At 61.4% G+C, this 17,322-nt stretch carries 16 protein-coding genes and 2 pseudogenes; 10 read left to right on the top strand and 8 right to left on the bottom strand.

What is annotated here, in order from left to right; genetic code table 11:
• The first annotated feature begins 148 nt into the window (after window positions 1-148).
• Window positions 149-557, top strand: a pseudogene (locus GTW51_RS22115) (Rrf2 family transcriptional regulator).
• A gap of 62 nt (window positions 558-619) precedes the next feature.
• Here the strand turns inward: GTW51_RS22115 and GTW51_RS22110 are convergent.
• Window positions 620-1,105: a DUF305 domain-containing protein gene (locus tag GTW51_RS22110; protein WP_163046202.1), complete on the bottom strand. Its 486-nt coding sequence runs from the start codon at window positions 1,103-1,105 to the stop codon at window positions 620-622.
• 292 nt (window positions 1,106-1,397) lie between these two features.
• Window positions 1,398-1,898 (bottom strand): EF-hand domain-containing protein, encoded by a 501-nt coding sequence (locus GTW51_RS22105; RefSeq protein WP_163046201.1) that lies wholly within the window; start codon window positions 1,896-1,898, stop codon window positions 1,398-1,400.
• A gap of 180 nt (window positions 1,899-2,078) precedes the next feature.
• Here GTW51_RS22105 and GTW51_RS22100 point away from each other — a divergent pair, with 180 nt between their 5' ends.
• The 6 genes and pseudogenes from GTW51_RS22100 to GTW51_RS22070 form a co-directional block, all read left to right on the top strand.
• Window positions 2,079-2,804, top strand: a complete 726-nt coding sequence (locus tag GTW51_RS22100; protein ID WP_425483304.1) for a response regulator — start codon at window positions 2,079-2,081, stop codon at window positions 2,802-2,804.
• Window positions 2,801-4,204, top strand: a complete 1,404-nt coding sequence (locus GTW51_RS22095; RefSeq protein ID WP_343034092.1) for an ATP-binding protein — start codon at window positions 2,801-2,803, stop codon at window positions 4,202-4,204. Before GTW51_RS22100 ends, GTW51_RS22095 begins: the two co-directional genes overlap by 4 nt.
• Before the next feature lie 1,157 nt (window positions 4,205-5,361).
• The gene (locus GTW51_RS22085; RefSeq protein ID WP_163046200.1) at window positions 5,362-6,039 is read left to right on the top strand and encodes a DUF2238 domain-containing protein; all 678 of its coding nucleotides are present in this window, start codon (window positions 5,362-5,364) and stop codon (window positions 6,037-6,039) included.
• 176 nt (window positions 6,040-6,215) lie between these two features.
• Complete coding sequence (gene tnpA, locus GTW51_RS22080) at window positions 6,216-6,647, top strand: IS66-like element accessory protein TnpA (protein ID WP_163046199.1); 432 nt, start codon at window positions 6,216-6,218, stop codon at window positions 6,645-6,647.
• Complete coding sequence (tnpB, locus tag GTW51_RS22075) at window positions 6,644-6,991, top strand: IS66 family insertion sequence element accessory protein TnpB (protein WP_163046198.1); 348 nt, start codon at window positions 6,644-6,646, stop codon at window positions 6,989-6,991. Before tnpA ends, tnpB begins: the two co-directional genes overlap by 4 nt.
• 72 nt (window positions 6,992-7,063) lie before the next feature.
• A pseudogene (locus GTW51_RS22070) lies at window positions 7,064-7,828 on the top strand (IS66 family transposase); the annotation flags it as partial.
• Here GTW51_RS22070 and GTW51_RS24720 read toward each other — a convergent pair.
• The 5 genes from GTW51_RS24720 to GTW51_RS22045 form a co-directional block, all read right to left on the bottom strand.
• Window positions 7,750-8,061: a heavy-metal-associated domain-containing protein gene (locus GTW51_RS24720; protein WP_163046197.1), complete on the bottom strand. Its 312-nt coding sequence runs from the start codon at window positions 8,059-8,061 to the stop codon at window positions 7,750-7,752. The pseudogene GTW51_RS22070 and the gene GTW51_RS24720 overlap by 79 nt on opposite strands.
• 124 nt (window positions 8,062-8,185) lie before the next feature.
• Complete coding sequence (locus GTW51_RS22060) at window positions 8,186-8,764, bottom strand: hypothetical protein (RefSeq protein WP_163046196.1); 579 nt, start codon at window positions 8,762-8,764, stop codon at window positions 8,186-8,188.
• A gap of 37 nt (window positions 8,765-8,801) precedes the next feature.
• Complete coding sequence (locus GTW51_RS22055) at window positions 8,802-9,458, bottom strand: methyltransferase family protein (RefSeq protein WP_163046203.1); 657 nt, start codon at window positions 9,456-9,458, stop codon at window positions 8,802-8,804.
• Window positions 9,448-9,708 (bottom strand): DUF2933 domain-containing protein, encoded by a 261-nt coding sequence (locus GTW51_RS22050; protein ID WP_163046195.1) that lies wholly within the window; start codon window positions 9,706-9,708, stop codon window positions 9,448-9,450. Before GTW51_RS22050 ends, GTW51_RS22055 begins: the two co-directional genes overlap by 11 nt.
• A 37-nt stretch (window positions 9,709-9,745) precedes the next feature.
• Window positions 9,746-10,867: a YncE family protein gene (locus GTW51_RS22045; protein ID WP_246233347.1), complete on the bottom strand. Its 1,122-nt coding sequence runs from the start codon at window positions 10,865-10,867 to the stop codon at window positions 9,746-9,748.
• Between the two features lie 768 nt (window positions 10,868-11,635).
• Here GTW51_RS22045 and GTW51_RS22040 point away from each other — a divergent pair.
• The 3 genes from GTW51_RS22040 (at window position 11,636) to GTW51_RS22030 (ending at window position 15,105) form a co-directional block, all read left to right on the top strand.
• Window positions 11,636-12,523 (top strand): DMT family transporter, encoded by an 888-nt coding sequence (locus tag GTW51_RS22040; RefSeq protein WP_163046193.1) that lies wholly within the window; start codon window positions 11,636-11,638, stop codon window positions 12,521-12,523.
• 188 nt (window positions 12,524-12,711) lie between these two features.
• Window positions 12,712-13,764, top strand: coding sequence for a type II glyceraldehyde-3-phosphate dehydrogenase (locus GTW51_RS22035; protein WP_163046192.1), 1,053 nt, complete (start codon window positions 12,712-12,714; stop codon window positions 13,762-13,764).
• A 63-nt stretch (window positions 13,765-13,827) separates the two neighbouring features.
• On the top strand, window positions 13,828-15,105 hold the full coding sequence (locus GTW51_RS22030) for an ATP-grasp domain-containing protein (protein ID WP_246233346.1): 1,278 nt from the start codon (window positions 13,828-13,830) through the stop codon (window positions 15,103-15,105).
• A 429-nt stretch (window positions 15,106-15,534) separates the two neighbouring features.
• Here GTW51_RS22030 and GTW51_RS22025 read toward each other — a convergent pair whose 3' ends face one another.
• On the bottom strand, window positions 15,535-16,263 hold the full coding sequence (locus GTW51_RS22025; RefSeq protein ID WP_163046190.1) for a L,D-transpeptidase: 729 nt from the start codon (window positions 16,261-16,263) through the stop codon (window positions 15,535-15,537).
• Between the last annotated feature and the right edge of the window lie 1,059 nt (window positions 16,264-17,322).

Raw genomic sequence — 17,322 nt, 5'->3', positions numbered from 1 at the left:
TCAGGCGCTCCAGATGCTCCGAGAGACCGAAAAGCGACCGTTGCTCCATCGACCTGCCTCCAAATCATGACAGGCCAAGTGAATCACGAAATCACCCGCCAGGCGAGGTTCTTGCGGGTGGCCAGCTTTCATGTAACGTCGATTGCCCATGAAAAGAGACGGCCGATTGTCGGGAGTCCTGCACGTCCTCCTCCACATGGCCGAGGTCGACGGCCCGGTCACCGCAGAGCATCTTGCCAACGCGATGCGGGGACGAACCCCCTCGTCATCCGCCGAACCATGGCCGGACTGCGAGAGCTGGGCCTCGTGCGGTCCGAGAAGGGGCACGGGGGCGGCTGGACCATCGCCCAGGACTCACGACCGCGACGCTGCGCGACGTCTACGAGGCGCTCGGGTCACCCGGCATTTTCGCGATGGGGAACCGCACCGAGGCTTCGGGATGTCTCGCCGAAGAGGCCGTCAATGCGGCGATAGACGGGACGTTCGCCCGGGCGGAAGCCCTGCTTCTCAAGCGCTTCGGCGAATTGGCGAAGCCTCCCACCATTTCCTATAGGTAGCGCGGCTTCGGTTCATGACTTCGACTCCAGCAGAGGACTTTGCTTTCCACCCGGCTGCGGCGTTATTCAATTTCGGCGCGGGGTGTGCCCGCGGGCGCCTCGCCGTTCGCCTCGATGTCAGCGATGTATCTCTTCATTTCAGCGATTTCGCTGAGCTGTGCCTCGATGATTGCATCTGCCAGTGCCCGAACCCTTGGGTCTGAGATATCGGCCCGCTCGCTGGTCAGGATGGCGATGGAATGGTGTGGGATCATCGCCCTCATCCAGGCGAGATCGTCGACCGTCTCCTGGCTTCGGACAAGCCACAGTGAAAGGGCGAAGGCTGCAGCAGCGCCCGCGAAGATCGCGAGATTGACCTTTTTGTTGGAATACATGCCCAGCATGAAAGCGAGCATGATGATCGCCATCACCGCACCCATATAGATCGCCATCCACATCCGCGTCTGCGAGAAGAAGATATGGTCAAGCGCGTAGGTGTTGAGATACATCAATCCAAACATCACGACCGTCGAAGTCGCGATCATTGCAAAGAAACGTCCGTAGTTCATATTTCATCTCCTGAGTGGATGTTTCTGGAAGTTCCAAGCATTCAGCAGACGAAGCGTTCCAAAGCGACAACGCCCTTGGCTTTTCAGGGCCGGAGAACGCTCACTTGCGCAGATATTTTATCAGCGCGGCAATCGCGAGACCGACCAATACAAGGATGACGATCATCCAGAGCCAGCCGAAGCCCATTCCGAAACCCATACCATAGTCGTTCATCACCAGAGCCTCCTGATCTGTAATAGGATTGTCCCCGCCAACCGGCGCTAGACCCGATTGGCGGGGTCACGGCGCCTGTCAGTCGTTTTTCATCATGCCCTGACCCATGCTCTGCATGCCGCCCTGCTGCTCGCTCATGTGGCTTTGCATCATCGCGGCCATTGCGGCCATTTCTGCTTCCGTCACCTGCGCGTCGCCGTCGGCGTCGTGCATCTGGAAGGCGCGCACCGTCATCGGCCGCGTGTGGGCCGCGTGCATCACCGCGAATTCCTCCAGCGACAAAGTGCCGTTGGCATCGGTGTCATAGGTCCCGAGTTCAGCCTGAATGCCGGCGGTCATTTCCTCGGGGCTGAGCGTGCCGTCCTTGTTGGTGTCGAACGTGGCCATGGCGTAGCTTTGCGCTCCGCCCATCATGCCCATACCGCCGCCCATCATGCCGTGATGGCCCATCTTGCCCATGCCGCCATCCATCATGCCGCCATGTTGCATCTGCCCCTGCTGAGCGACGACCGGCAGCGCAACAGCGGCAAGGCCAAGGGTGGTAACGGCTGCAAGGGCGAGTTTTGTCGAGCGTTTCATTGTTTCTCTCCTGGATTGGATTGCGATGGGTCCAATCTGGGAGGCAGGTGTCCCAAAGGTTTGTCAGGGGGCGCCTGTTTTGTATCAAACTGTCGCAAGACGCGCCGCAGAGAGAGGTTTGCGACAATCTTCCGCCCGCAGAGTCAACAGGTTCAGCTAGGGTCAGCATCAGGAGCAAGAATGATGACCCATCCGCCGCACATCCTGATCGTCGATGACCACCGCGAGATCCGCGATGCGCTGGTGAAGTATCTGGAAAAGAACGGCATGCGCGCGACCTCTGCCACCGACTCCGTGGCGATGGACGCGGCGATGAAGGTGGGTCAGTTCGATCTGATCGTGCTGGACGTGATGATGCCGGACGAAGATGGCCTTTCAGTCTGCCGACGCCTGCGCGCGCAGGGCGGCATTCCAATCTTGATGCTGACAGCGTTGGGAGACGAGACTGACCGCATTGTTGGGCTGGAGGTCGGCGCAGACGACTACCTGCCCAAACCCTTTAATCCGCGCGAATTGTTGGCCCGGATCAAGGCAATCCTGCGCCGGTCCGACCGGGCGGAAGTGGTGGGTGGCAGCCTCGCCGGGCACAGGCGGGCCTTCGACCGCTGGGTGCTCGATACCGACCGCCGAACGCTGACCGACGTCGGAGGCGTCGAGGTCGCGCTGACCACCGCCGAATTCCGTCTGTTGACGGTATTTTTGGAACGGCCGCGCTTTGTGTTGAGCCGCGAGCAATTGCTCGATCTGACCTCGGGTCGCGCGGCGACGGTGTTCGATCGCACCATCGACAACCAGATCAGCCGCCTGCGCCGCAAGATCGAGCTCGATCCCGCCAAGCCCGCGCTGATCGCTACCGTCTGGGGTGGCGGGTATAGCCTCGCCGCGGATGTGAAGGCGGCACTGTGAACCCGCGCTTCCCCTATCTGCGCAGGCTGTTTCCGCAATCTCTGGGCGGCCAGTTGCTGGTCATGCTACTTCTGGCCCTGGCCATCACGCAGGGGCTTGGCCTCTTGCTGTTGACTGACGAGCGGAACCGCGCGGTCCGGGCGGCCCTGGGGCTGGAGGCGGCAGGGCGCGCAGCGAATGTCGTATTGCTGCTGGATAGCGCGCCCGCTGATCTGCGCACCTCGATCCTGCGGGCGGCAGATTCTCCACTGGTCAGGTTTAAAATCGGACCAGAACCGGAGGCGCCGCACGACAGCACTGAATCAGATCAGGTTCTGCGCCAAATCCGGCAGATCCTAGGTGAGCCAGAACGGGAAGTCCGCGCCGATGTCCATGCGCTTTCCGTCGCCACATTGCCGATGCCAGATGGAGTACCCGTCGCCATGCGCCCAATGCACGAGGCGATGATGGCTGGACGGACCGACCCTGTTGAGCTGACGCTTTCGATCCGCCTCGCTGGGGGCGACTGGCTGAACGTTCGCACGATGTTTCACCGCCCAGCCCTGCAGTTTTCGCCACAAGCCCTGTTGCCCTTGATGTTGATGGCGGTTGCTGTTGCTCTAATAGCCTGGTGGACTGCGCGGGGTGTCGTCGGCCCAATGCGCACCCTTGCTGTTGGCGCCGACCGGCTTGGTCGTGGCCTTGATGCCGATCCGCTGCCGATGGTGGGGCCGTCCGAGGTGCGCGAGACCACGCAGGCTTTCAACCGGATGAAGGACCGCCTGACCCGCTTCGTGAATGAGCGCACGCATATGCTTGCCGCCCTGAGCCACGATCTGCGCTCGCCCCTTACTGCGATGCGGCTCAGGATCGAGATGTTGGATGAAACCGAGGACAGTATCCGGCTGAAGGCGTTGGTCGAGGAAATGCAAACCATGGTCGAGGCCACGCTGGAATTCGCGCGTGGGGTCGCGAAGGCGGAACCCGCCGCCGACGTCGATCTCACCGCAATGCTGGCTGATCTGGTGGGCGATATAGGCGGGGTCAGGGCCACCCTCGCGCCTTCACAGCCGCTGCTCGCAACCATCCGCCCGCAGGCCCTGAAACGCGCGCTGCGCAACCTGATCGACAATGCAGTCCGCTATGGCGGCGTGGCAAACGTGACGGTGGAGAAAGAACCAGGAATAGCCGTTGTCACCATCGCTGACCACGGGCCAGGATTGCCCGATGATCAGCTTGAGGCTGTGTTTGAGCCGTTTGTGCGCCTGGAAGGATCACGCAATCGCGACACAGGGGGCGTCGGTCTCGGCCTCGCAATCGCCCAGACAATCATTCAAGCGCATGGAGGGACGGTTGTGCTCCGCAACAAGCAGGAAAGAGGACTAATGGCCGTTGTTCGCTTACCCGTCGGCGACCCGTGATCAAATTTGGCGAGCATTCCGAGACAAGTCTGAACCTTGAACGCATGGTTTCTACCGCGACCTACTGAATTCATTGTATTTTTTCTAGCTCCTTGCGCCGCCGCATGCTCGAAGACATGTCCATATGCGCGGCCTGCGTGAAGTCACACAGCGTGACTACATCCGCTTCGTTCAGTGATACCATCGGGCCTTGGAAGAAGCTTTGGGAGGATGACATGCATGCGCAGTCCCTCATCGCAGCCGTGCTGATGACGACCATGGCAAGTGCTGCGGAACCTATCCCATTTCACACAGCCGAATTCCCGGGATCTCAGAGCGTCACCCTGATCCTTCGGTCAGGGACGGCCTCAGTCGACGCCGCTTACGATTTTGACGTCGTCATCGGCCTAAACACGATGGCGAACGACGGCTCGGTCTCGTACCGCGATCCGGCAATCCACGCAGCTCGTGTCCGGTGCGGTCCCCCGGCGGCGGTGTCTGTCGGAGGGGCCGACTACGCGATCGGCGTTTCCGCGCCGCCTCTCGAAAGGTCCAACTGGAAAACCGATCTCTGGCGAACCGTTTGTAATGTCCCCGTTTCGTAAGGCGTGAGTGGTGATGGCGTACTTCATCACCCGCAACGCGGCATCGGCACGAAAGGCGGCCACGAGAACCATTAGGCCCACCGCCGCTAGCATCTCGGGGCGCTGTCCGCCGACGTCTAATACCAACGGACGCTGATCACGACCCAGTGGCCGGTCCCCGAGGTCTCCGCATCCGCGGCCCCCTCCGCGCTTCCCATCCATCAATACCTCCGGCGGCTACAATAAGCCTTCAGTGGTATTTCCAGCGAACCCTTGAGCGGAGGAATGCCTTATCTGGACACGCTCCGCTGGGTATTCCTCGCCATTGCGCTCGCCGGAACCGCAGGGACGGTCTATGACCGACTGGATGACTGGCGCGGAGATGATCACTGCCTTGCTAGGGGGGATGGGCGCGAGGCGGTGGGCGCCTGCTGCAGTTCGGCACCAGGACGTGCAGAGCGGACGGCGGATGAACTCACGTCCTTGCCTCCAGGCTCGGCATTTCGGGGATGATGAGCGATACACGGGCATTGCAGGCGCTGAACCCGATACGGCAAGCCCACTGGATCGCATGCAGCGGACGAGAGCGGCGTGATGAACGGACCCGATGAACTGCCCGGTGGCGATGATCTCGGTACTTCCGGGCTCGAATCTGCACCCTCCTGGGAGATCCGGCTCGCATGGGTACTGCGCTTTCTGATCCTGGCGACGGCGGCGTTTCACTTCTACCAGGGCGCGCTCCCATACACGCTTCTGTGCCTCGCCGCACTGATGCTGATTGTCGCGCCGCCTCTCCTCGCCTATACTAGTCGGCAGAACATCCCCGTCGAGATCGAGCTGTTCGTTCTGTGGTGGTTGGTCACCGACATGACGCTCGGGCGCATGCTTGACCTCTACGAGGCGATACCATTCTATGACAAGCTTATTCACTTCGGCAATTCTGGCCTGCTCGCCGTCGTGTCGTTTCTCACTATCTACACGCTCCGGATGACGTGCAGACTTAAGGCCGGCTTCTTTCTGAACCTGTCGGGCATTTTCCTATTGACGCTCGGCGCCGGCGCGCTCTGGGAAATCCTCGAATTCGCATCGGACGCATTCTTCGGGCAAGGCGCGCAGGGCTCGCCGCTAATGGCGCCCTTGGAAGATACTATGTGGGACCTCATTGTCGATGGGCTCGGCGGACTCATCGGCGGCCTGCTCGGTGCATGGTACATGCGGGTGTCCAAGCGAAGCACCGCACGTTGGAAGAGCTTCATGGCGCTGGTGTCCTGACCGGAAATTGCATCCGGGCCGCTCGCGCAACCGCGAACTGGGGATGGTCAAACAGCGCCGCGACGGACCATGTGATGATCTCGGCAGCAGAAGGTTAGTAAGCCTCCGGCGGGAGCCGCCTTGCTCTGATGGGCCTTGATCGTCGAAGTCCTGGGGATAGCCCTAGGAACAGTCCTATGACGAAGACAATCGAGCTCATTTCCGGAGGCGGCGGCAGACGTCGGCGCTGGACCCGCGCGGAGAAGGAGCGGCTGGTGTCCGCCTCGCTTGAGCCGGATGTCTCGACGTCCGAGATCGCGCGGTCCGCCGGGATTTCGGTCAGCCAGTTGTTCCGGTGGCGCAAGCAGCTCTGCAAGCGAGCCGAGAGTGCCTCGGCAACGTCGTTGCTGCCGGTGCTGATCGAGGAGCAGCCCATGGCCCAGCCTGTCGCGAAGTCGTCGATGCAACGGCGGCGATCACGCCCCGCCCGGGTCGAGATCGAGCTGCCCGAGGGGCGCATAGTTCGGACCGATGCGGATATCGATACTGCCGCGCTGGCGCGCATTCTCGAGGTGGTGGATCGTCTGAGCCGGTCTTCGGGCTCGTCGAAGACGAGAACCGGGGAATGATCCCGGTTCCGACCGGAGTGCGGGTCTGGCTGACGGCAGGGCATGTCGACATGCGCAAAGGCTATCCGGGTCTGTCCCTGATGGTCCAGGAGACGCTGAAGCGGGATCCGAGCAGCGGTCATCTCTTCGTCTTTCGTGGCCGCCGCGGCGACCTGATCAAGGTCATCTGGCACGACGGCCAGGGTGCCTGCCTGTTCGTGAAGCGGCTGGAGCGGGGCCGCTTCATCTGGCCCTCGCCAGCGGACGGCACGGTGACGATCTCGCCGGCGCAGCTCGGCTACCTGCTGGAAGGGATCGACTGGCGCCACCCCCAGAGAACCTGGCGCCCGAGCGCGGTCGGATAGCACAAACTCCTTGTGTTGCAGGGGTTCTGTGGCAGAATCGGCTTTGTCACGAACTGCTTCGAGCCTTTCGCCATGGCCGCCGCGCCGGATGATATCGCCGCCTTGAAGGCCGCCCTCGCGGCGGCCGAACGGCGTGCCGATCGGGCGGAAGCCGAAGTGGCCAACAGAAAGGCGAAGGCCTCGCACGCCGACGCCCTGATCGCGCATCTGACGCTTGAGATCGAGAAGCTCAAGCGCGAACTCTATGGGACGCGGTCGGAGAAGAAGGCGCGTCTTCTCGACCAGCTCGAGATGCAGCTCGAGGATGCGCAGGCTGCCGCCACCGAGGACGAGCTTGCCGCCGAGCGGGCCGCGGCGAAGACGACGAACGTTCAGGCCTTCACCCGCAGGCGTCCCTCGAAGAAGCCGTTTCCCGAGCATCTGCCGAGGGAGCGGGTGGTGATCGAGGTGCCGACTTCGTGTCCCTGCTGTGGCTCGGCCAAGCTGTCGAAGCTCGGCGAGGACGTGAACGAGACGCTGGAGGTGATCCCGCGGCAGTGGAAGGTGATCCAGACCGTCCGCGAGAAGTTCACCTGCCGGGAGTGCGAGAAGATATGCCAGCCGCCGGCGCCGTTCCACCCGACGCCGCGGGGCTTCCTCGGACCAAACCTCCTTGCGATGATCCTGTTCGAGAAGTTCGGCCAACATCAGCCGCTGAACCGGCAGTCGGAGCGCTACGCCCGCGAGGGGATAGACCTCAGCCTGTCGACACTCGCCGATCAGGTCGGCGCCTGCGTCGATGCCCTGCGCCCGCTTCGCGACCTCATCGAGCGGCACGTCCTTGCCGCCGAGCGGCTGCTGGTCGAAGCAGAAGCAGCAGGCGGGGCGGCGACGATACGCCCCGATCGCTGCACCCAGGATTTGATCCCGGCCACTTCAATGCGGGTTTCGTCGTAGCGGACCGTGGCGCTTTCTGCCGCGTGATCCACCGAGACGCTTTCGACGCCAGGTATCTCGCCGATCCGCTTACCTAGTTCGTCGGGGCTAGACGCCGTCAGCAAGTCGCCTACTTCGATCACGCTCGTTTTCATCGTGCATCCCTTGCGTGGTTGCCGGCAACGACGTCAGGTCGCTGCCCGGTTCATTCGACGATCTGCCGGACCAGACCGGGATAGCGGTTGAACGCGAGCCGCTGAACCAGAGAGCCGTCGACGGTCACAATTCCGCAGTAATGCTCCCATCACTTGCCGTGCCGATCTCTCCGAGCTTCAGACGTGGATTGCCAAGGCTGGTGAGTTGCTGCTCCAAGAGAGCGCGGACGCGGTTCTCCGTCATCTCCTCTGGTGAGCCGAGCGGCGTTCCGAGAAGAGCGCCCTGACCGCCCATCATGCCGGGCATGCCCATACCTGCTTGACCATTCATCATCATTCGCATCATCGGGCACATCATCATGCCTGCTATGGGCTTTTGACCCGGCATGCTCGGACCAGCACCGCCCTCAGGCATCCCCTGACCGGGCATGCCTCCCATCATGTCGGGCATTCCACCCTGACCCATCATGCGCTGCATCATCTGCATCATCTCCGGCGTCATCATGCCCATGCCGGGCATGGACTCTGGTGCGGCGGCTGCGGGCTTGTCACCCGGCATCGCGGCCGCCGGCGGTGATGCCTGCGTTTCCGCGGGATGGTGAGCATCCAGCTCCTTTGCGCCGGTTTGGGCTACGACCGCTGTCGCGGTCCCAAGAAGAAGCAAACCCGCACACATGGCCGTCGTGAAATTTCGCTTTCTCATGTTTCGTACTCCTGGTTGATAAAATAAAACGCCACGATCACCCCCCGCTTGAATGAAGCAGACTGGCTGGGCGTGGCAGGAAAGCCGGAACTGCACGGGCATAGTGGCGGTATCGGTCACCGTATGCCGCCTCCACCTCGCGCTCTTCGCTTTTTGCGAGGCGCCAGTACATTACCAGTAGAACTGGCAGCATCAGTCCCGTAACCAGCGTGGGCCACTGCAGGAAGAAACCGATCATAATCAGTGCAAAACCGGCATACTGCGGATGTCGCAGTCGGGCATATGGACCGGATGTCGCGAGACTTCCTTTGCTCTGCGCGTCATGCAGTACCCGCCAGGCGGCAGCTATCAGCATGAAGCCGCCGCCGATAAAGACGAAGCTCAACAGGTGGAAAGGCGACCAGTGGGGATCCATGGACCAGCCGAACAGCGCTGGCCAAAGGTGACCTGCGTCGTGTGAGAGTGGATCGAGAGCCGGGAAGTTGCTACCGACCCAGCCCGCCAGCAGATAAAGCGTCAGCGGGAAGCCATACATCTCCGCGAACAAGGCAACGACGAAGGCCGAGAAGGCCCCGAGCGAGCGCCAGTCCCGCGCAGTGGTCGGCTTAAAGAAGCTGAACGCGAACAGGATGAAGACGCCCGCGTTGACAGCCGCCAGTAACCACAGACCGTAGGCGGGAACGTCACCGTTCATCACGGCCACCACTTTTCCCGCCATGGCCGCCGTGACCTCGATGCATGAAGAAATGCATGCCGATACAGATCAGAAGTGGCAGCAGAAGCGGCAGCGCACCGAGAACATGCGCACGATGATCTACCCAGAGAAACACGCCCGCAACGGCGAGAAAAATGCACAACGCAAATCCCGCTGGAGTGTTTAGGAATGGCCGCCGTACACCCTCGTCGATCTTTGGGTCGACAGGACCGTGTTCGTGATATGCCATGGCCTGCAAATCTCCCTTCATCTATTTTCTGAAACGATTATGGCTGCGGTGATCGGTAGGTGATGCCGTTGGGGCCGCTGCCAACCGGGAAGGACGCGACGACGTTTCCTGTCGCGACCTCGATGGCGGACACCGTTCCGTCGGCGATGTTGGTGACGAAAACCCAGGCGCCGTCGCCACTGACAACGACCCCATGCGCACCCATGCCTGTGCGGATGGTTTCGACGACCCTTCCGCTCGCGACGTCGATCACCGACACCGTGTCAGCCGGCTCGGCGTCGGTGCCCTGGTTTGCAACATAGACAGATCGTCCGTCAGGCGTCGCGTAGACTTGGATGGGGTTCCGTCCAACCTCAATCGTACCGATCATGCTCCGCGTAGCGGTGTCGATAACAGCGACGCGGTTCTCGTCGCGCAGCGACACGTAAACCCTAGTCCCCTCCGGCGTGAAACCGACCTGGACCGGCGTATTGCCAACCGGGATTCGCGCGAGTTCCGTGAACCCTTCAGTACCGATGACGGAAACCGTGCCATCCTCGACATTGGCCACATAGATCTCACGCCCATCCGGGCTTATCCGAAGCCCGTGCGGGTAGCGGCCCGTGTCGATGTTGGCGACCAGCTTTCTGGCGACCAGATCTACCACGCTGACGGTGTTGTCGCCGGCATTCGTGACATATGCCCGCTCGCCATTCTGGTCGGCAACCACATGCGCTGGATGTGCGCCGACGATGATCTCGTCCAGAACTCCGCTGGCCAGGCCTGCCGGATCAAGGACCAGCAGCCGCCCTTTGGCTTCGGCGCCGTCGTGCGCACCTGCACTCTCGCCATGCCCGTGCCCTTCCTCGGGCTCACCCACGGCTAGAAGCAGCGTGCCGTCTGCTGTGATCTGAATATTGTGCGGCGAGACGGGGATTGGCATTGTCTCTACGCTGCCGGCGGCGAGATCAATCGCGCTGATAGAGTTTCCATGTTCGTCGGCAGTAAAAACGAAGCTACCGCGATCAAACGGCGCCGTCTGCGCCTGTGCAATGTGAACACTTGCCATCATCAAGACCGCCGCGGCAAGTGCCATCATTCCTTGTCGGTAAGATTGATCGCCATGTACAGGAAGTGCAATTGTTTTGCTGCCATGATAATTTGGAAATCTGTTCATCATTGTCATAATCTCCGACTTCGATCGAGATTGATATTAGTGAGCCGTCACTATGCCGCCCGCGATCTGGTGCAGGGTGGCAGTGCAGCCTGCATCGGCAGTGGACGCCGGAAACTCGCGACGCGACGGACAGTGATTCTCGGAAAACGTGACAGGACCGGATCGGACCAGCGCCGATCGGATCAGCCCGATGCACCGCGACAGGCGCGCGGTGCTCAGACTTTGGCGGAGAGATTCGGGGGTCGGAAACCGGGAGATGTTGTGAGGCCGCGATAAACCTCATCGGGCATAGCCATGACCACCTCAGCAACGGCTAGAGGGGTCATGGCCGCTGACGCCGGCAGCGGGACACAAAACGAACAGAGGCTGCCTATGCAGCAGGTTGTGCCATCGGCACCGCCTACACAAGGTCGCTCCCCGGTCGATGCGGGCCCCAAAGATGCGACATCATGCGCAAGCGAAGCTGGGGATGCGACGTGGTCGCCCTTCGATCCGTTAACGAGTCCTGAGGTTGCAAAGATCAGCATGAGCAGCAAGACAATCAAACGCCTCAGGCTCCACATTGCAAAGTGCGGATCCTTTCTGCGTTGGCATGTGCTCGTCTGCAACATTTGATAGCGTGACCTTTCCGACGGGCTTCGAGAGACCGTCATGTAGGAAGTCAACGCAGCTTCGGCATTGACTTGTATCAAGACCGCGACGATAGGCCAAAAATACGATCAGATCCCCGTGCCAAATCTCTGCGCGTGAACGTAGCCTGGGGCTCAGGCAATGACCATCGATGCCTCTATACGCCTTCTGGCGGTTATGGTGCTTTGGGCCGCCTGCTATCCCCTTATTACCATAGGTCTGGATCTCGCGCCCCATATTGCCTTCGCGGCTCTGCGCGCAGCCCTCGCAGGGGTTTGCCTGATCGCCCTCGGGTTCCTCTGTCATCGGCGGGCACCTGTCGGCGTTCGGTCTTGGACCCTGATCGTTGTGGTGGGGCTTGGGGCGACAAGCATGGGTTTCCTCGGCATGTTCCACGCGGCCGAGTTCGTGGCGCCGGGTCTCTCGACGGTCATTGCGAACGTGCAGCCGATCATTGCCGCGGTTCTCGCGCACGTCTTCCTCGGTGAAAGTCTGAAAGCGATGGGAAAGTTCGGGCTGGCAGTCAGCTTGGCCGGAATTACCGTCATCGCCCTGCCCGGCCTCGCCGCAGACCATATCCAGGGTTACTCCCTCGGCATCGCCTATGTCGTACTCGCCGCAACGGGTGTCTCCGTGGGCAATGTCGCCATCAAGCACCTCACCGGCCAGGTTGATCCGATCATGGCAATGGGCTGCCAGCTGCTCATCGGTGCGGTACCCTTGTCTCTCCTTTCCGTGCTGACGGAAGATGTCTCTTCGCTGGCGTGGTCGACGGAATTCCTACTCGTCCTCCTGGCTCTTGCGGTCTTCGGATCAGCGCTTGCCTTCTGGCTCTGGTTTGAAGCGCTGGAGCGTGTCTCGCTCAATCATGCGAACGCTTTCACATTTCTGGTGCCGATATTCGGTCTTATGTTCGGCGCGGCCTTCTTCGGCGAGCGCCTCGAGACAATCCAAGCCACAGGTGTCGTGCTGGTGCTGTCCGGGATTTTCCTAGTGCAGCGAAGCGCCGCTTCATCCTTACGGCGGTAGCTGATACGAGTATGGTCATGGGAGAGGTCCTCATAAAGCAGACGTTGTACTAGATGGGAGCAGATGCTGGCAGGTGAGAAACCCCGAACCTGAGCGACTTCGCGTGAATACTCGGTCAGATTGTCGGGACGACGGGCGACGTAGGCCTTTAACCATCAGCGGAGCACTTCCGGCACAAGGAGGATCAGATGAGTTTGGCGAAAAAAATCCGGGTCGCCGTCAACGGCTACGGGGTGATCGGAAAACGTGTCGCTGACGCTGTGGTCCGGCAGGACGATATGGAACTCGCCGGGGTGGCAGACATCAGCGTCGACTGGCGGCCGCGGGTAGCGATGCAGAGGGGCTTTCGCCTTTTTGGGGCCACGAAGGCCCACGCGGAGACGATGCGGAACGCCGGTCTCGACATCACCGGAAGCCTCGATGACCTGCTAGGTGCCAGTGATCTGGTAGTTGACTGCACGCCGAAGCGGATCGCGGCGGTGAACGTCGACATTTATCGACAAAGGGGCATCAAGTTCATTGTCCAGGGTGGCGAAAAGCACGAGGTGACCGGACACTCCTTCGTCGCCGAGGCCAGCTATGCGAGCGCGCTGAATCGGGTCAGCACGCGCGTCGTCTCTTGTAACACCACCTCGATCGTCAGAACCCTCACGGTCTTGAAACACGCGGGCCTGCTACATCGCGCGCGCGGGACGCTGCTGCGCCGTGCAACAGACCCGTGGGAAAGTCATCTCGGGGGGATCATGAACACGCTTGTCCCCGAGCCTGAAATTCCGAGCCATCAAGGGCCGGATGCGCAGAGCGTCGACCCTGAACTCGATGTGATTACGATGGCGGTCAAGGTACCGGAGACGCTAGCGCATTTACATTATTGGTCGGTGCAGCTGACCCGACCGGCTGCCCGGGAGGAAGTACTCGACGCTTTTTCGGCGTCGTCTCGGATCGCTCTGATCCGAGTGGATGCCGGCTTGACGGCCCTCAACACCGTCAAGGAACTCATGGCCGACCTCGGGCGCCCAAATGACAACCTCTACGAAGTGGCGCTGTGGTCAGACATGCTAAAAGTCGAAGGAGACGAGCTGTTCTACGCTTACATGGTCGACAATCAGGCGATCGTCATCCCTGAAACGATCGACGCGATTCGGGCATTGACCGGGACAGTCAGCGCCGAAGAATCGATCGCGAAGACTGATGCAACGCTCGGCATCGGTTTGCTGACCGAAACATTGGGGAACCGATGATCGTCGGCAATTCCACGTCTCCCTGGGCCTTAATGCGCGGCTGTGGTCATGGTGTCGCGAGCGATGAGCAATCCAATCTCCACTTCCTCTGATTCAGCACAAATCATCTCGGATCGGCTCAACCAGAACTGCTTCTGCGTCACGCTCGACCGTCGATCGCTGTGCGACGCACTGGAGCAAGAGGCTGGCGATCCGGAATTCTGCGAGACGTTCATCCGGCCCAAGGCTCACTTGTTTTCGAACGTGCCGGTTTTCATCTCGGCCAGCGAGGTGGCCGAGATGCAGGGCGTAGTCGCAGCTATCGAACAGGCGGCACGGCATTCCGCATACCGAGCGGCAGTCCTTTCGTGGGCTCCCGAAATCTCGCGAGAGGATCACGGCCCGATCGGCGCCCTTATGGGCTACGATTTCCACCTCGGCAGGGAAGGCCCCCGCCTTATCGAGATCAACACCAACGCTGGCGGGGCGTTCCTCAACGCCCTACTTGCAAGGGCGCAGCGGGCTTGCTGTCGCGAAACGGACATTCCGTTGAAGCCGCACGCGTTCGAGGACGCCGCGTTTCGCATGTTCCAAGAAGAATGGACGCGCCAGCGGGGAACCGGTGTTGTACGTCGAATTGCCATCGTCGACGACGGGCCGGAGGAACAGTTTCTCTATCCTGAGTTCGTGCTGGCGCGGCAAGTTTTCGAAGCTCGCGGCATGGAGGCGGTCATCGCGGATGCCAGCCATCTTCGCCATGAAGCCGGAGGGCTCACGTTCGACGGAAATCCCATCGACCTCGTCTACAACCGGACCACCGATTTCGCGTTCGATCGGCCGCGACACAAGGCGCTGCGAGACGCCTACCGGGACGGTGCGGTGGTCGTCACGCCCAATCCGCACAATCACGCGCTGCTCGCCGACAAGCGGAACCTGTCGCTGCTGTCGGACCCTGCGCTCCTTGAGTCATGGGGCCTCGAACCGACCCATCTTGCCCAGCTCGGTTCCATCCCACGCACGATCCTCGTCACCCCCGAGAACGCCAACGAACTATGGAGGTCGCGCAAGGGCCTGTTCTTCAAGCCGACGGGCGGACATGGCGGAAAGGCGGTGTATCGCGGCGACAAGGTTACGAGAGGGGTCTGGGCAGAGATCGAGCGGGGTGGCTACGTTGCCCAGAGTCTCGTCAAGCCCAGCGAGCGCATGATCAGAATCGACGACGGAGTTCAGGCGCGCAAGATGGATCTCCGGCTCTATACCTATGACGGGCAGGTGCTTCTGGTGGCCGCGCGCCTCTATCAAGGCCAGACCACGAATTTCAGGAGTCCTGGCGGCGGATTTGCTCCGGTCTTCGTGATCTGATCACGACGGCCTGAACGGCGGACCGTGGAAAGGAAACCAGATGCGTGAGACGTCGCGGGACCATCGAGTCCCCGACCGGGGCTCCGGTCGCGATCCTACCAGGGCCGCCGGAACGACACCGCCCGCCCGCACTCGTCGCCCGGCCCGCCGGCACTGCAGGTCGTGTGATGCCCGGCTTCGCTACCGGAACGGCTTCACAGACGAGGCCGACCTCTTCGCGCCGGTCGGCCATGCACCGGGATTTACCCCGGACCCTCAGTGAGGGGACCACGGTCTCGCACCCAGCCTAAGGTGACACGCTTGCGTTCCCACGTCCCCCTTCACACTGCGTCCGATGGACCTGCGCGGCATCCAGGCGGGAGAACCGTCGGTGGCGGTCACAGGGCAAGGTCGAACTCGCTACTGCGAATTGCTGCCGATCGCGATACCTCACGCTGCCGCCTGGAAGGACGTGTCCTGGATCACTCTAATCGGCGTGCCGTCGGGAACGCGCTCGTACAGGTCAATGACGTCCTGGTTCAGCAGGCGAATGCAGCCCGAGGAGACCGCCTTGCCGATCGACCATGCCTCTGGCGTGCCGTGCAGGCGATAGAGCGTGTCCCGTCCATCCTGGAAGATGTAGAGGGCCCGGGCGCCAAGAGGGTTCTTGAGACCGGGTTCCATGCCGCCATTGGCGATGGAATATGGCTCTAGTTCCGGCTGCCGTGCGACCATCTCGTTCGGTGGTGTCCATCGCGGCCACTCGCGCTTGTACTGAACCTTTGCGCGGCCAGACCAGGCGAATCCCTCCCGCCCGACACCGATGCCGTAGCGCACGGCCAATCCGCCGGGAATGGTGAAGTAGAGGTACTTGGCGGGCGTATCGACCACAAGGGTCCCCGGAGCCTCGCCCGTTGGATTGTCGACCGTCGTCCTCCAGAACCGCTCCTCGACCTGCGTGACGTCCACAGCCGGGATCGGGAAGCGCTCCCCCGGCATCGCGTCGTACATGGCCGGGCGAACCGCCAGGGAGGACGAAGGCAGCGGCACGGAGTGCGCCAGGGAAACTACCGGTGATGACAGCACGCGGCTTCTCGAGTTGCATCCCGCGAGGGCAAGACCGGCGAGGCCGATCAACACGCTCCGGCGCGGCAGGCCCTTGGAAATCGATTCATTCATCGTTGGCTCTCTTTGCAGTCGGCACTTGCGACTCTTGGAGGGGATTATGGGGTCGTAATCAGCAGCAAGCCGGAGTAATGCGACCGGAGACAAACGGCCGAAACAAGTAGTTCAACCCTCCTGCCCGCCTCCAGGCTTTCCTTCGCTTGGGTTTAGTTCGGCAGCGGAACCTGAGCGGCACGCCGGCTGTGCTGCCTTGGACCGTGACCCCTTGGGGACCGCCATACTCCCGAAGCGACGGCCAGCACGCTACGCAGCGTTGTCCTTGAGTGTCGACGTCGACACCTGAAGGCTGAAAAGGCGAGTGGCAAAGCGGAACGACCTGAGCCCCTACTCCAGTTGAAGTGTGTTTCTTGCGGGCACTCTTCCTGGATGCACGGCTGACCCTGCCCGGCCCGGAATGACTTTGTCATCCCGGGCCGGGTATTCCGGTCGGGTAGATGTTCGGACGCCTGTTATTCAGTTCGACGATCTGCATCTTTCCCTGAAACGGTCGGTGACGACCTGTTTCTGGATGTCATGCGAGACGCCGCACAGGCCTGTAAGTGCTATCTGCGACCCACTTCCGAGCCTGGGACCATGAACCCTCGGTCTATCTGGGTTCCATATGCCTTGGCCTGGCCGGCGTAGGCCCCTTCCGCAACCGCTGCGGCCTGGGCCGCTTCGTCGAACTTTCTGCCGACTTCCGAGCCCGGAACGGTAGAGTTCCTGCTGCTAGCCTGCGATGCGCCGTAACCGAAGGTCTGACTGCGATTTTCGATTAGAACGTGGGTTCCGGCATGGCCATCGGAGGCCACGTGTGCGCCCTGTTGGACTGCCGATCGCGTCGCTTGGTCGTGAGCATCGATGGCGTAGTCGGATCCCGGAACGATACCAGTAGCCATAGCGGTACCAGCGGAAAGCAGAGAGATTGTCGCTGCGGATATGATCAGCTTATACCAACGTGCGCGATAGCTGACTCTGTAGGGGTTCCCAAGGCGGGCGAAGTCTGAATCGATGGAGGCAAACGGAGGTTTGCCATGGCTTCAGCGATCCCGCTTCGTTCCGATTTCAACGGAC

This window comes from Aurantimonas aggregata (assembly GCF_010500835.1).
Lineage (GTDB): Bacteria > Pseudomonadota > Alphaproteobacteria > Rhizobiales > Rhizobiaceae > Aurantimonas > Aurantimonas aggregata.
The sequence above is the reverse complement of the archived record's forward strand: the minus strand, read 5'-3'. Positions and strand labels throughout refer to the sequence as shown.

Bases quoted from the DNA above. Each gene is read 5' to 3' on its own strand.
- GTW51_RS22060 (WP_163046196.1), bottom strand. From the start codon at position 8,764: ATGAGAAAGCGAAATTTCACGACGGCCATGTGTGCGGGTTTGCTTCTT.
- tnpB (WP_163046198.1), top strand. From the start codon at position 6,644: ATGATCCCGGTTCCGACCGGAGTGCGGGTCTGGCTGACGGCAGGGCAT.
- GTW51_RS24720 (WP_163046197.1), bottom strand. From the start codon at position 8,061: ATGAAAACGAGCGTGATCGAAGTAGGCGACTTGCTGACGGCGTCTAGC.
- GTW51_RS22085 (WP_163046200.1), top strand. From the start codon at position 5,362: ATGAACGGACCCGATGAACTGCCCGGTGGCGATGATCTCGGTACTTCC.
- GTW51_RS22100 (WP_425483304.1), top strand. From the start codon at position 2,079: ATGATGACCCATCCGCCGCACATCCTGATCGTCGATGACCACCGCGAG.
- tnpA (WP_163046199.1), top strand. From the start codon at position 6,216: ATGACGAAGACAATCGAGCTCATTTCCGGAGGCGGCGGCAGACGTCGG.
- GTW51_RS22050 (WP_163046195.1), bottom strand. From the start codon at position 9,708: ATGGCATATCACGAACACGGTCCTGTCGACCCAAAGATCGACGAGGGT.
- GTW51_RS22105 (WP_163046201.1), bottom strand. From the start codon at position 1,898: ATGAAACGCTCGACAAAACTCGCCCTTGCAGCCGTTACCACCCTTGGC.
- GTW51_RS22110 (WP_163046202.1), bottom strand. From the start codon at position 1,105: ATGAACTACGGACGTTTCTTTGCAATGATCGCGACTTCGACGGTCGTG.
- GTW51_RS22035 (WP_163046192.1), top strand. From the start codon at position 12,712: ATGAGTTTGGCGAAAAAAATCCGGGTCGCCGTCAACGGCTACGGGGTG.
- GTW51_RS22025 (WP_163046190.1), bottom strand. From the start codon at position 16,263: ATGAATGAATCGATTTCCAAGGGCCTGCCGCGCCGGAGCGTGTTGATC.
- GTW51_RS22055 (WP_163046203.1), bottom strand. From the start codon at position 9,458: ATGAACGGTGACGTTCCCGCCTACGGTCTGTGGTTACTGGCGGCTGTC.
- GTW51_RS22040 (WP_163046193.1), top strand. From the start codon at position 11,636: ATGACCATCGATGCCTCTATACGCCTTCTGGCGGTTATGGTGCTTTGG.
- GTW51_RS22045 (WP_246233347.1), bottom strand. From the start codon at position 10,867: ATGATGAACAGATTTCCAAATTATCATGGCAGCAAAACAATTGCACTT.
- GTW51_RS22030 (WP_246233346.1), top strand. From the start codon at position 13,828: ATGAGCAATCCAATCTCCACTTCCTCTGATTCAGCACAAATCATCTCG.